This is a genomic window from Streptomyces sp. NPDC048297 (assembly GCF_043201585.1).
In the GTDB taxonomy this organism is placed as follows: Bacteria; Actinomycetota; Actinomycetes; order Streptomycetales; family Streptomycetaceae; genus Streptomyces.
In genome coordinates this window covers 19,886-33,700 of record NZ_JBICZA010000003.1, presented here as the reverse complement: position 1 = coordinate 33,700, position 13,815 = coordinate 19,886, and the positions used below count along the sequence as shown (strand labels likewise).

Annotated in this window: 10 protein-coding genes and 1 pseudogene; 6 read left to right on the top strand and 5 right to left on the bottom strand. The window is 72.1% G+C overall.

The genetic code is table 11. The annotated features are described in order from the left end of the window. Positions 1-191: 191 nt before the first annotated feature. Together ACGFYV_RS04050 and ACGFYV_RS04045 are read right to left on the bottom strand one after the other, a co-directional pair. Positions 192-1,085, bottom strand: a complete 894-nt coding sequence (locus ACGFYV_RS04050; protein ID WP_393876769.1) for a hypothetical protein — start codon at positions 1,083-1,085, stop codon at positions 192-194. Beyond that, positions 1,082-2,227, bottom strand: coding sequence for an SPFH domain-containing protein (locus ACGFYV_RS04045; protein WP_393876768.1), 1,146 nt, complete (start codon positions 2,225-2,227; stop codon positions 1,082-1,084). The genes ACGFYV_RS04050 and ACGFYV_RS04045 overlap by 4 nt, the downstream gene beginning before the upstream one ends. Before the next feature lie 152 nt (positions 2,228-2,379). Between ACGFYV_RS04045 and ACGFYV_RS04040 the strand changes: the two genes are divergently transcribed. From ACGFYV_RS04040 to ACGFYV_RS04030, 3 genes are all read left to right on the top strand, one after another. Further along, entirely contained in the window at positions 2,380-3,603 is a 1,224-nt protein-coding gene (locus ACGFYV_RS04040) for an arginine deiminase (RefSeq protein WP_393876767.1), read from the top strand. 89 nt (positions 3,604-3,692) lie between these two features. Further along, positions 3,693-4,700: an ornithine carbamoyltransferase gene (gene argF, locus ACGFYV_RS04035; RefSeq protein ID WP_393876766.1), complete on the top strand. Its 1,008-nt coding sequence runs from the start codon at positions 3,693-3,695 to the stop codon at positions 4,698-4,700. 539 nt (positions 4,701-5,239) lie between these two features. Continuing rightward, a complete protein-coding gene (locus ACGFYV_RS04030; protein ID WP_393876765.1) occupies positions 5,240-6,685 on the top strand; it encodes an APC family permease in 1,446 nt (481 codons plus the stop codon). On the opposite strand, the gene ACGFYV_RS04025 is transcribed toward ACGFYV_RS04030, so the two are convergent. Continuing rightward, positions 6,645-7,097: an ATP-binding protein gene (locus ACGFYV_RS04025; RefSeq protein ID WP_393876764.1), complete on the bottom strand. Its 453-nt coding sequence runs from the start codon at positions 7,095-7,097 to the stop codon at positions 6,645-6,647. The two genes, ACGFYV_RS04030 and ACGFYV_RS04025, sit on opposite strands and share 41 nt — an antisense overlap. A 298-nt stretch (positions 7,098-7,395) precedes the next feature. On the opposite strand from ACGFYV_RS04025, the gene ACGFYV_RS04020 reads away from it, so the two are divergent. The 3 genes and pseudogenes from ACGFYV_RS04020 to ACGFYV_RS04010 all read left to right on the top strand — a co-directional run. After that, a complete protein-coding gene (locus tag ACGFYV_RS04020; protein WP_393876763.1) occupies positions 7,396-8,223 on the top strand; it encodes an enoyl-CoA hydratase family protein in 828 nt (275 codons plus the stop codon). A 51-nt stretch (positions 8,224-8,274) separates the two neighbouring features. Continuing rightward, a complete protein-coding gene (locus tag ACGFYV_RS04015) occupies positions 8,275-10,611 on the top strand; it encodes a bifunctional salicylyl-CoA 5-hydroxylase/oxidoreductase (RefSeq protein ID WP_393876762.1) in 2,337 nt (778 codons plus the stop codon). Between the two features lie 232 nt (positions 10,612-10,843). Beyond that, positions 10,844-11,257: pseudogene (locus tag ACGFYV_RS04010) on the top strand (hypothetical protein); the annotation flags it as partial. 33 nt (positions 11,258-11,290) lie between these two features. Here ACGFYV_RS04010 and ACGFYV_RS04005 read toward each other — a convergent pair. Together ACGFYV_RS04005 and ACGFYV_RS04000 are read right to left on the bottom strand one after the other, a co-directional pair. Then, entirely contained in the window at positions 11,291-12,124 is an 834-nt protein-coding gene (locus tag ACGFYV_RS04005) for a PaaX family transcriptional regulator C-terminal domain-containing protein (protein ID WP_393876761.1), read from the bottom strand. Between the two features lie 15 nt (positions 12,125-12,139). Then, positions 12,140-13,732, bottom strand: a complete 1,593-nt coding sequence (locus tag ACGFYV_RS04000) for an AMP-binding protein (RefSeq protein WP_393876760.1) — start codon at positions 13,730-13,732, stop codon at positions 12,140-12,142. Positions 13,733-13,815: the final 83 nt, after the last annotated feature.

Below are 13,815 nucleotides of genomic sequence, written 5' to 3'. Positions count from 1 at the left end.
GGGTGTTGGCCACCAGGCGTTGACCGCGGCGGGTCATGCCACCGTACGTTGGCCACCGTGCGTTGGCCGTCGGAGGTTCATGCCACCGGCCGTTGACCCCGGCGGCTCACCCCACCGGCCGTTGACCGCGGCGGCTCTCCCCACCAGCCGTCGACCGCCGAAGTCACCCCACCGCCCGTTGACCATCGGGTTCACCCCACCAGCCGCAGCCGCCGCTCGCACACCCCCACCCGGACCGTCTGCCCCCAGGTGAGTTGCAGCGCGTCGCTCTCGATGCCGTCGCCGAAGGCGATGAGACGGTCGGACTCCACGGTGACCGTCAGCGCGGCGGAGGCCGTGAGGTCGCCCGCCACCAGCGACGTGCCGGTGGCCGGTGACGGCCAGGCCTCGCGGACGAACCACACCAGCCGGTCGTCGGTGGGGGAGGGCAGCGGGAGCCGGCTGCCGCGCTCCTGCCACACCGAGCGCAGCCAGCCGGTCGCGCCGGTGCCGGTCCCGACCAGCACCCCGGAGGAGGCCTGGGCCTCGACGGCACCCCCGTCGTCGTCGAGGCCCAGGCGGTAGCGGGCGGTCTGGTGGCCCGGTGTCCCGAGATAGATCTCGTTGAGCGCCACCAGCCGCTGGGTGTCGTCGGCGACGGCCTCGACCATGGTGAGTTCGTCCACCGGGCCGCCGCCCGCCGCGGGCAGCAGCTTCGCCGCGTCCCGCGAACGGTGCCGTACCAGCACGCCCGGGTTGCGTCCCGGGGCGGTGTCGATACCGATGACCGGCTGGCCGGACAGGTACTTGGCGACGTTCGCCACCAGTCCGTCCTGTCCGACCACCACGACGACGTCCCCCGGCGCGAACAGGAAGCGGTCCAGGTCGGCCCGTTCCACCTGTGCCTGGCGCCACGTCAGGGGTACGGCGGCGATCACTTCCGCGAGGGCGTGGCGGGCGCCGCGGTGCCGCTCGGCGATCTCCTCGATGTCCCGGCCCCGGGAGGCGAGGAAGAAGGCGGCCTGGCCGTGCGTGCTGTGCCGGGCCACCAACTCCTCGTACTCCGTGGTGCGATGGACCAGGACGGCACGCGGCGCGAGGCTCACTCGGTGACCCCCGGGGCGAGCCTGGCCAGCAGTCCGGTCAGCACGTCGGGCGAGACGGTCACGCTGTCGATCCGCGGCAGGTTCTCCGCGAGCCGGGTGGCGGTGAGTGCCCGCAGCGTCTCCGCCCCGTCGACCCCGGCCTCCGCGTGCACCCGCAGCCAGGCCGCCTGGGCCTGGGCCCGCGCCTCGCCGACCACGCGAGCACCCTCGGCCTCGGCGCGGGCGGTCGCCGCCGTCCGCGCCGCCTCGGCCTCGCCCAGCCGTGCGGTGCGCGCCGCCTCCGCCTCGGCCAGCTTCAGCGAACGCGCGGCCTCCGCCTCCGCGAGCTTCACCGACCGTGTGGCCTCCGCCTCCGACAGCTTCACCGTCCGGGCCGCCTCCGCCTGGGCGCGCACCGCGTCCGCGGCTGCCTGCTCCTCGGCCTCGCGCCGGGCGTTGGTGCCGCGCTGTTCGACCAACTGCTCCTCGCGGCGGGCCAGTTCGATGCGGCTGGCCAGCTCGTTCTCGGCGATGGCACGCTCCCGCTCGACCGCCACGGCCCGCCGTTCGTACGTCGCCCGGTCGGCCTCCTGCTGGATCTGCTCCCGGGCCGGGGTGCGCAGCGCCCGCTCCACCTCCGGCTCAGGCCGCAGGGCCATCACGCGGACGGCCACCACCTCGATGCCGGTGGCAGGCAGCCGCGGCTCCGCGGCGAGCCCGGCCGCGAGCCGCTCGCGCACCACGGCCACCCCGTCGGTCAGTGCGGCAGCCAGTGCCGTACGGGCGAGGACGTCCAGCGCGTGCTGCTGGGCGGTCTCGGTGAGCAGGGTGCCCAGTTGTTCGAGCGGGGTGCCGCGCCAGGCGCCGGTGTCCGGGTCGACCGAGAAGTCCAGGCGGGCGGCGGCGACGGCCGGGTCGGCGATCCGGTAGGTGACCGTCGCCTGCACGGACACGTCCTGGAAGTCGCGGGTGCGGGCGTGGAAGGTCATCGCCAGTTCCCGGTCGTCCACCGGTATCTCGGACAGCGCTGCGGTCAGCGGTCGGAACCAGAAGCTGAGCCCCGGACCGTCGTGGACCAGCGTGCCGGAACGGTGGTGCCGCACGTGTGCCGTGGGCGTGCCGCGCAGATGACGCCAGCCCAGGCGCCGCGTGATGTCGGCCATGGAACCCCCCTTGGAGAACCTGAGAACCCCTCGATTTTCGTCACTACGACGATAAACCGTGAAGCCGCTTCTCGTCAACAGGACGAAAACTGGGGGCGGTGCAAACGGCAGAGATGGGCGTGAAGGCGGGCGCGGGCGGCCAGGATGGAGGCATGGCATACCACGTCGACTCCGAGGCCGGACGGCTGCGCCGGGTGATCCTGCACCGGCCCGACCTGGAGCTCAAAAGGCTCACCCCCAGCAACAAGGACGCCCTCCTGTTCGACGACGTGCTCTGGGTGCGCCGGGCGCGCGCCGAGCACGACGGGTTCGCCGATGTCCTGCGTGACCGCGGAGTCGCCGTCCACCTCTTCGGCGACCTGCTCACCGAGACCCTGGCGCTCCCCGCGGCCCGCGCCCTCGTCCTGGACCGGGTCTTCGACGAGAAGGAGTACGGCCCCCTCGCCACCGGCCACCTGCGCGCCGCCTTCGACCGGATGACCCCGGGCGAGCTGGCCGAGGCCCTGATCGGCGGCATGACCAAGCGGGAGTTCCTCGACGCCCACGAGGAGCCGGCCTCCGTCCGCTTCCACGCCATGGACCTGGACGACTTCCTGCTCCGCCCGCTGCCCAACCACCTCTTCACCCGGGACACCTCGGCCTGGATCTACGACGGCGTCTCGATCAACGCCATGCGCTGGCCCGCCCGGCAGCGGGAGACCGTGCACTTCGAGGCGATCTACCGGCATCACCCGCTGTTCCGCGACGACACGTTCCACGTCTGGTCGCGCGGCCAGGCCGACTACCCCTCCACCATCGAGGGCGGCGACGTCCTGGTGATCGGCAACGGCGCCGTCCTCATCGGGATGAGCGAGCGCACCACCCCGCAGGCCGTGGAGATGCTCGCGACCAAGCTGTTCGCGGCCGGCTCCGCGCGCACGATCGTGGCGCTGGACATGCCCAAGCGGCGCGCCTTCATGCACCTCGACACCGTGATGACCATGGTCGACGGCGACACCTTCACCCAGTACGCCGGGCTCGGCATGCTGCGCTCGTACACCATCGAGCCCGGGGCCGGCGAGCGGGAACTGAAGGTCACCGACCATCCGCCGGAGCACATGCACCGCGCGATCGCCGCCGCCCTGGGGCTCGGCGAGATCCGGGTGCTGACCGCCACCCAGGACGTGCACGCGGCCGAACGCGAGCAGTGGGACGACGGCTGCAACGTGCTCGCCGTCGAGCCCGGGGTCGTCGTCGCCTACGAGCGCAACGCCACCACCAACACGCATCTGCGCAAGCAGGGCATCGAGGTGATCGAGATTCCGGGCAGTGAGCTGGGGAGAGGGCGGGGTGGTCCGCGGTGCATGAGCTGTCCCGTGGAGCGGGACGGGGTGTGAGCGGGCACACTGCCGGGGGGTCTGCATAGGCATGCTGATTACCGTATAGAATTCCATGGTCCTGCACCCGTACCCCCTGGAGCGCCCCCATGGCGACAGTCCCGACCGCCCTCGCCGGCCGCCACTTCCTCAAGGAGCTGGACTTCACCGCCGAGGAATTCCGCGGCCTGGTCGAGCTGGCCGCGGAGCTGAAGGCGGCGAAGAAGGCCGGGAACGAGACGCAGTACCTGCGGGGCAGGAACATCGCGCTGGTCTTCGAGAAGACCTCGACGCGCACCCGGTGCGCGTTCGAGGTCGCCGCCGCCGACCAGGGTGCCCACACGACCTACCTCGACCCGGCCGGCTCGCAGATCGGGCACAAGGAGTCCGTGAAGGACACCGGCCGTGTCCTCGGCCGGATGTTCGACGCCATCGAGTACCGGGGTCACAGTCAGGGCGTGGTCGAGGAACTGGCCCGGTACGCCGCGGTCCCCGTCTACAACGGCCTCACCGACGAGTGGCACCCCACCCAGATGCTCGCCGACGTGCTCACCATGACCGAGCACAGCGACCGCCCGCTGTCCGAGATCACGTATGCCTACCTCGGCGACGCCCGCTACAACATGGGCAACTCCTACCTGGTCACCGGCGCCCTGCTCGGGATGGACGTCCGGATCGTCGCGCCCAAGGTGCTGTGGCCGGACGAGACGATCGTCGAGCTGGCCCGTCAGCTCGCCACCGCGTCCGGCGCGCGGATCACCCTCACCGACGACGTGCAGGAAGGTGTACAGGGCGCCGACTTCATCGCCACCGATGTCTGGGTGTCGATGGGAGAGCCCAAGGAGGTCTGGGACGAGCGCATCGCGCTGCTCGGCCCCTACGCCGTGAACATGGACGTACTGCGCGCCACCGGCAAGCCGGACGTGAAGTTCCTGCACTGCCTGCCGGCCTTCCACGACCTCGGCACCGCCGTCGGCCGCGAGATCCACGAACGGCACGGACTGACCGAGCTGGAGGTCACCGACGAGGTGTTCGAGTCCGAGCACTCGGTGGTCTTCGACGAGGCCGAGAACCGGATGCACACCATCAAGGCAGTCCTGGTATCCACCCTGGCCTGACCGGTCTCGCGCACTGCTTGGCCTGACCGCCTCGCGCACTGCTTGGCCTGGCCGGCTTAGTGAGGCTTGGCCTGGCTGGTCTCGCGCCACTTGGCCTGACCGGCCTCGTGCGGCTTGGTCTGATCGGTCGGTCTCCGCAGTCCGGCCCGGCCGGAATCCCGCCGTCCGGCCTGACCGGTATCCCGTCGTCCGGCCTGACCGGTATCCCGTCGTCCGGCCTGACCGGTATCCCGTCGTCCGGCCTGACCGGTATCCCGTCGTCCGGCCCGGCCGGTATCCCGTCGTCCGGCCCGGCCGGTATCCCGTCGTCCGGCCCGGCCGGTATCCCGTCGTCCGGCCCGGCCGGGCTCGTGGGCTCTGCCCGGTCTGACCTGTGTCACACAGTCTTGCCTGACCCGCCTCACCAGGCCTTATCCTGACCGGCGGCCCGGAATCACCCCTTTCGGGTCGCCGCAGCGACCTCCCCCGTTCCTCGACGCCGCTCGAGCGGGGGCGACCCCGTCGGTCGCACCGCACCACCAGAAACGAGCACCACCCGCATGCCCGCTCCCCGTATCAAGTCCCCGCACCTGCTCGTCGCCGAATCCGGCGCCGACCGCGAGGGACACGGCCTGAAGCGCTCGATGGGCCTCTTCCAGCTCATCTGCTTCGGTGTCGGCGCCATCGTCGGCACCGGCATCTTCGTCGGCCTCTCCGACTCCGTCGCCCAGGCCGGCCCCGCCGTGGTCGTCTCCTACATCCTCGCCGCGATCACCTGCGTCTTCACCGCGTTCTCCTTCGCCGAGCTGGGCGGTGCGATCCCGGTCTCCGGATCCTCGTACTCCTTCGCCTACGCCGGCCTCGGCGAGTCCACCGCCTTCCTGGTCGGCTGGTGCCTGCTGCTGGAGTACGGCATCTCCATCTCCGCGGTCGCCCTCGGCTGGAGCCAGTACGTCAACGAGCTCCTGCACAGCCTCACCGGCCTGCAGCTCCCGCACGCCCTGTCCGCCGGTCCCGGCGACGGCGGCGTCATGAACCTGCCCGCCGTGATCGTCATCGCCATGGGGTGCGTCCTGCTGGTGCGCGGGGTGCGCGAGAGCGCCAGGGCCACGGCCGCCATGGCGGCCGTGAAGCTCGTCATCCTCCTGGCCTTCTGCGTCATCGGCTACAGCGCCTTCAAGGACGGCAACCTCACCCCGTTCTCCCCGGCCGGTCTCGGCGGCATCGGCGCCGGCACCACCGCCGCGTTCTTCTCCTACATCGGCTTCGACGCGATCACCACCGCCGGCGAGGAGGCCAAGAACCCCCGCCGCGACATCCCGATCGCGATCATGGTCTGCATGGGTCTGGTCACCCTGCTCTACTGCGCGGTCGCGCTCGCCGCGATCGGCGCCATCGGCGGCGACCAGGTCGCCGGCCGGCCCGCCGCGCTGTCGTATGTCGTCAACGAGGTCACCGGCTCCGCCGTCGGCGGCGGTGTCATCGCCTTCGGCGCGGTCGTCGCCATCGCGTCCGTCGTCCTCGCCGTGATGTACGGCCAGACCCGCATCCTGATGTCGATGTCCCGGGACGGCCTGATCCCGCGCGTCTTCGAGAAGGTGTCGCCGAAGACCTCCACCCCGGTGGCCGGAACGCTCATCGTCGCGGTCGTCTTCGCCGTCCCGGCGGCCTTCGCCTCGCTCGACTCCGTGATGAACCTGTGCACCATCGGCACGCTCGCGATCATGGCCGTCGTCAACATCTCGGTGATCGCCCTGCGCCGCCGCGAGCCGGGCCTCCAGCGCAGCTTCCGGGTGCCGCTCCACCCCGTCGGCCCGCTGCTCGGCGTGGGCTTCTGCCTGTACCTGATGTACGAGACGGGCTGGGAGACCTGGATCCAGTTCGCGGTGTTCCTCGTGGTGGGCCTGCTGATCTACCTCGCGTACGGCCGCCGGAACTCCACACTGGCCCGGCCGGTCGCCGAGGTCAGCTCGGACGCCGCTGAGCGGGAACCACAGGCAGTCTGAACCACACCGCCTTGCCCGACGAGGTCGGGCGGTGACCACAGGACGAGCTGAGGGCGCGGATCAACAACAGACCGCGCCCTCCCTCCTGCCAGAGGTCCGGCTCCTCGATCACCGGACGGGTGAGATGGCCGGGCGGCGCCGGGTCCGGGTCGTGCACCTCGACCTGGCAGCCGGTCGGCCGCAGCTCCACCACCAGCTCGATCGGGCCGCGCCCGGCGGTGTGCTCCACCGCGTTGGCCACCAGCTCCGCCGTGAGCAGCTCCGCCGTGTCGCAGTCCGTCGTGTGCTCCACCTCGGCCAGGGCCTCGCGCACCAGCGCGCGCGCCGTCGGCACCGCCGCCGCGGTGTGCGGCAGCGCGATACGCCAGGAGGCCGATTCGGTGGGGCGTTCGTGCAAGGCGAGTCCGTTCATGGCGCAGGCTGTCCTGCTTTCGACTGTAGGAATGGTACGGGCCCGGCCACCGCAGCCGTCGGCGGGCACCGCCCGGGACCTCGGTCCCCGGCACCGGGCTGCCTACCCGTGCGAACGTCCCGCCTCCCACGGCCGCGCCCACTGTTACCGCGCTGTCGCCGACCGGTGACGTGCGCGCGGCGACCCGGCCGGACGCGTGACACGGCTTGTGTCGCCATCATGACGACAGTCACCAACAGGTGATAACTTCGGGGGACACCGCAACGTGAGGCACCGCCCCCCTAGGAGGCCGCACGTCATGAGTCCCTTCACCGGCTCCGCCGCCCGCACCCCCGACTGGGAGCATCTGCGGGTCCGGGTCGCCGACGGCGTCGCCACCGTCACCCTGGCCCGCCCCGACAAGCTCAACGCCCTCACCTTCGGCGCCTACGCCGACCTGCGCGACCTGCTCGCCGAGCTGTCCCGGGAGCGCTCGGTGCGGGCCCTCGTGCTCACCGGCGAGGGGCGCGGCTTCTGCTCCGGCGGCGACGTGGACGAGATCATCGGCGCCACGCTGTCCATGGACACCGCCCAGCTGCTCGACTTCAACCGCATGACCGGCCAGGTCGTACGGGCGATCCGCGAGTGCCCCTTCCCGGTGATCGCCGCCGTGCACGGCGTGGCGGCCGGCGCCGGCGCGGTCCTCGCCCTGGCCGCCGACTTCCGGATCGCGGACCCCTCGGCCCGCTTCGCCTTCCTCTTCACCCGCGTCGGCCTCTCCGGCGGCGATATGGGCGCCGCCTACCTCCTGCCCCGCGTCGTCGGCCTCGGCCATGCCACCCGCCTCCTCATGCTCGGCGAACCGGTCCGCGCCCCCGAGGCCGAACGCATCGGCCTGATCAGCGAACTGACCGAGGAGGGCCGAACCGACGAGCGAGCCCTCGAACTGGCCCACCACCTGGCCGACGGCCCAGCACTGGCCCACGCCCAGACCAAGGCCCTCCTGACGTCCGAACTGGACATGCCCCTGGCCTCCTCCATCGAACTGGACGCCTCCACCCAAGCTCTCCTCATGAACGGCGAGGACTACGCCGAATTCCACGCCGCGTTCAAGGAAAAGCGCCCCCCGAAGTGGAGGGGGAGATAGCAGATGCCAACCTCGGCCAGTCCAACCGAAGGGGCGCGGGGCTCTGCCGATATGCGGCTCCGCCGCGGGGCGCGATCAACCACAGACCACCCGCAGCCGCCGACGACGACCAGCCACCCCCAACGCATCGCGATCATCGGCGGAGGCCCCGGCGGCCTCTACGCCGCCGCCCTGCTGAAACGGCTGAACCCCGATCGGCAGATCACCCTCTGGGAACGCAACCCCCCCGACCAGACCTTCGGCTTCGGAGTCGTCCTCTCCGACGAAACCCTGGGCGGCATCGAACACGCCGACCCCGTCGTCTACGCGGCCCTGCGACAGGACTTCACCCGCTGGGACGACATCGACATCACCCACCGAGGCACCCGCGAAACCTCCGGAGGACACGGCTTCGCGGCCCTCGGCCGCCGCCGTCTCCTGGAGATCCTGCACGACCGCTGCCGTTCCCTCGGCGTGGACCTCCGCTTCCGCACCGAGGCACCGCACCCCGACGATCTTTCGGCCACCCACGACCTCGTCATCGCCGCCGACGGCGTGCACAGTGCCACCCGCGGAACCTACGCCGCCGAGTTCCGCCCCCAGGTGACCGCGCACCGCTGCCGGTACATCTGGCTGGCCGCCGACTTCCCCTTCGACGCCTTCCGCTTCGAGATCGCCGAGACGGAACACGGCGTGATGCAGCTGCACGGCTACCCGTACTCGACCGACGCCTCCACTGTGATCGTCGAGATGCGCGAGGAGGTCTGGCGGGCGGCGGGCTTCGACGAGGCCGACCCGCAGGAGTCCGTCGACCGCTGCGCCAAGATCTTCGCGGACGCGCTCCGTGGCCGCCCCCTGCGCTCCAACAGCTCCGCCTGGACCACCTTCCGCACGGTGGTCAACGCGCACTGGTCGCACGGCAACGTCGTCCTGCTGGGCGACGCCGCCCACACCGCCCACTTCTCCATCGGCTCCGGCACCAAGCTGGCCGTGGAGGACGCGCTGGCCCTGGCCGCGTGTCTGGAGGAACAGCCCGACGTCCCCAGGGCGCTCGTGGCGTACGAGGAGGAGCGCAAGCCCGTCGTCGCCTCCACGCAGCGTGCCGCACGGGCCAGCCTGGAGTGGTTCGAGAACCTGCGGCGGTACCTCGACCAGCCGTCGCGCCAGTTCGCGTTCAACCTGCTCACTCGCAGCCGCCGCGTCACCCACGACAACCTCCGGCTGCGTGACGCGCACTTCACCGAGGCCGTGGAGCACGAGTTCGGCTGCCCGCCCGGCACGCCCCCGATGTTCACGCCGTTCCGGCTGCGCGGGCTGACCCTGCGCAACCGGGTCGTCGTCTCCCCGATGGACATGTACTCGGCGACGGACGGCGTCCCCGGTGACTTCCACCTCGTCCACCTCGGCGCCCGCGCCCTCGGCGGGGCCGGCCTGGTGATGACCGAGATGGTGTGCGTGAGCGAGGAGGGCCGGATCACCCCGGGCTGCGCGGGCCTGTACACCGGCCGGCAGGTCGCGGCGTGGAAGCGGATCACCGACTTCGTGCACGCCCAGGCGCCCGGCACCGCGATCGGCGTCCAGCTCGGGCACGCGGGCCGCAAGGGCTCCACCCGGCTGATGTGGGAGGGCATGGACGAGCCGCTGCCCGACGGCAACTGGCCGCTCGTGGCCGCCTCCCCGCTGCCGTACAAGCCGGACAGCCAGACCCCGCGCCAGCTCTCCCGGGCCCAACTGACCGACATCCGGGAGCAGTTCACGTCCGCCGCCTCGCGGGCCGCGCGGGCCGGCTTCGACCTGCTGGAACTGCACTGCGCCCACGGCTATTTGCTCTCCGGCTTCCTCTCCCCGCTGACCAACCGGCGCACCGACGCCTACGGCGGCTCGCTGGAGAAGCGGCTCAGGTTCCCGCTGGAGGTCTTCGACGCCGTACGCGCGGTGTGGCCGGCGGAGCGGCCGATGACCGTACGCATCTCGGCCACGGACTGGGCCGAGGGCGGCACCACGGCCGAGGACGCCGTCCGGATCGCCCGCGCCTTCGCCGCGCACGGCGCCGACGCGATCGACGTGTCCACGGGGCAGGTGGTGGCCGAGGAGCGGCCGGAGTTCGGGCGGTCGTACCAGACGCCGTTCGCCGACCGCGTCCGGCACGAGGTCGGCGTCCCGGTGGTCGCGGTCGGCGCGATCTCCTCCTGGGACGACGTCAACTCCCTGATCCTGGCCGGGCGTACGGACCTGTGCGCGCTGGCCCGGCCGCATCTGTACGACCCGAACTGGACGCTGCACGCGGCCGCCGAGCAGGGGTACACGGGACCCGGAGCCGCCTGGCCCGCGCCCTACCGGGCGGGCAGCAGACGCCCCCGGACCGGGCGCACGGACGCCCCGAAACCGAGGCTGTCGCTCGACGGTTGAGGCGGCGGGGGACTCGACGGAGGAGGCGGTCGGAGACTTGACGGAGGAGGCGGTCGGAGACTCGACGGAGGAGGCGGTCGAGGACTCGACGGGCGAGGCGGTCGGGGAGCGGTCGTGCAGTGCCGGTCACAGCCCTTCCACTCGATTCGCACGGTTTGGGGACCGACCTGTCGTCGGCGGATGACTACGTTCTGTCGGGCGAACGGGACCACGGACAGGGATCGAGACTGCGATGAGTGACACCAGGCCGCTGCCCGAGCAGCCGGGACACGGCTACAACCGCCCGCCGGCGCAGACGCCCGCGCCCCGGCCCACACCGCCCCGGCCCGCGCCGGTGTACGAGCCGGCCCCCGCCCGGCAGCGCCGCCCCGACGGCTCGGGCTCCCGCCGCACGGCGCTCGTCATCCACACGATCGCCGACGTCGCCGCCGCGTTCCTCGGCCTGTGGATCCTGCTGTACCTGCTCGACGCCAACCAGGGGAACGTCTTCGTGCGGTTCGTCGGGGACGTGGCCGACGCGCTCGCCTGGTGGTCGCAGGACATCTTCACGACGGACACCGAGAACCTCCGGGTCCTGCTCGACTACGGCCTGCTCGCGGTGATCCACCTCGCGGTCGGCCACGGCATCGCGGTCCGGCTGCGCCGCTTCTGGGAGACCCCCGCTGCTTCCGGCCGGGGCTCACACCCCCGGCTCGGTCCCCGCGCAGCCCGCGAACTCCGCCCCCGCGTCCCGCAGTCGCGCGTGCAGGGCGCGGAACACCTCCGCCGAGCGCACGCCCGGCCAGTCGGCGGGCAGCAGCGCGGCGGGCAGTCCGGGGTCGGTGTAGGGCAGGTGGCGCCAGGAGTCCAGGGCCAGGAGGTAGTCGCGGTAGGCCTCCTCGGGCGGGGTGCCCGTGCGGCCCTCCCAGGCGCGCAGGACCGGGGTGTGGACGTCCAGGAAGTTCTCGTGCTCCTTCGCGATCGCCGTGAGATCCCACCAACGGGTGACGGCCTCGGCGGTCGGAGCGAAGCCGAGGTGGTCACCGCGGAAGAAGTCGACGTACGGGTCGAGGCGCAGCCGGGACAGGGTGTGCCGGGTCTCCTCGTACAGCCGGGCCGGGGCGATCCACACCCCGGGGGCCGCCGTGCCGAACCCCAGGCCGGCCAACCGGGAGCGCAGGACGTGCCGCTTCTGCCGCTCCGACTCGGGCACGGAGAACACGGCGAGCACCCAGCCCTCGTCCTCGGGCGGCGCGCTCGCGTAGATACGGCGGTCGCCGTCGTCGAGCAACTGGCGTGCCCCGGGCGAGAGTTCGTACCCGGCGGCGCCCTGCCCGGTGCGGGCGGGCAGCAGCAGGCCGCGGCGTTTGAGCCGGGACACCGAGGAACGCACCGACGGTGCGTCCACGCCGACCGCGGCCAGCAGCCGGATCAGCTCGGCGACGGGCACCGGGCCCGGCATGAAGCGGCCGTACGCGCCGTAGAGCGTGACGATGAGGGACCTGGGGGCGCGCTGCTCGGACACGTTGATCATTTTAAGTCGTCGGCATCACTGCTGGTCACCATCGGTGCGCAGCCGGAACCGCTGCAACTTCCCGGTGGCCGTGCGCGGAAGGGCGTCCAGGAACACGAACGTACGCGGGCACTTGTACGGGGCCAGCTCCGACTTCAGGAACGTGCGCAGCGCCTCCGGGTCGCGCGGCGCCCCCGCGCGCAGCACGGTGTACGCCACCGCGATCTGGCCGCGCGTCTCGTCGGGCCGGCCGACGACGGCGCTCTCGACCACGTCCGGGTGGCGCAGCAGCGCGTCCTCCACCTCGGGACCGGCGATGTTGTACCCGGCCGAGATGATCATGTCGTCGGCGCGGGCCACATAGCGGAAGTAGCCGTCGCCGTCGCGGACATAGGTGTCACCGGTGACGTTCCAGCCGCCGCGCACGTACTCCCGCTGCCGGGGGTCGGCGAGGTAGCGGCAGCCGACCGGGCCGCGCACCGCCAGCAGCCCCGGTTCGCCGTCCGGCACGGGGGTGCCGTGCTCGTCCTGGACGCGCGCCTGCCAGCCCGGCACCGGAAGACCGGTCGTGCCCGGTCTGATCCGTTCGTCGGCGGCGGAGATGAAGATGTGCAGCAGTTCGGTGGCGCCGATGCCGTTGATGATCCGCACACCGGTGCGCTCGTGCCAGTCCCGCCAGGTGGCCGCGGGCAGGTTCTCGCCGGCCGACACACAGCGCCGCAGTGACGAGACGTCGTGCCCGCCGAGGTGGTCGAGCATCGCGCGGTACGCGGTCGGCGCGGTGAACAGGACCGACACCCGGTGCTCGGCGATCGCGGGCAGCAGCTGCCGGGGGCCCGCCTGCTCCAGCAGCAGGGTGCTGGCACCGGCCCGCATCGGGAAGATCACCAGCCCGCCCAGGCCGAAGGTGAAGCCGAGCGGCGGACTGCCGGTGAACACGTCGTCCTCATGGGGGCGCAGCACATGCCTGGAGAAGGTGTCGGCTATGGCCAGTACATCCCGGTGGGCGTGCATGCAGCCCTTCGGGCGGCCCGTGGTGCCCGAGGTGAAGGCGATCAGCGCGATGTCGTCGGCGGCGGTGTCGACGGCCGGGCAGGGCTCTTGCGGCGCCGGCCGGTTCAGCAGGTCGCCGGGGCCGTCACCGCCGTACGTCGTGATGCGCAGACCCGGCACCCCGGCCTTCACCAGGTCGTCCACGCAGCGGGCGTCGCACAGCGCGTGCCCGACCCGGGCGATCTCGCAGATCGTCGCCAGCTCGTGCGGGCGCTGCTGGGCCAGGACCGTGACCGCGACCGCGCCCGCCTTGAGCACCGCCAGCCAGCAGGCCGCGAGCCACGGCGTGGTGGGACCGCGCAGCAGCACCCGGTTGCCGGGGACCACCCCCAGCTCGCCGGTGAGGACGTGCGTGATGCGGTCGACCTGGGCGCGCAGTTCGCCGTACGTCCACACGGGCCCGTCCGGCGTACGGAAGACCGGGCGGTCCGGGTCCGTGTGGCCGAGGAGTTCGGCGGCGCAGTTCAGCCGTTCGGGGTAGTTCAGCTCCGGGAGGTCGAAACACAGCTCGGGCCACTCCTGCGGCGGCGGGAGGTGGTCGCGCGCGAAGGTGTCGACATGGGCCGAGTCGTGCATGGCGGTGCCCCCTTGCCGTGACAAGCGTGGAGACGGGCGTCCTGAGAAGCACGGGCGTCCTGGGCTTGTGAGGAGCGTATCGT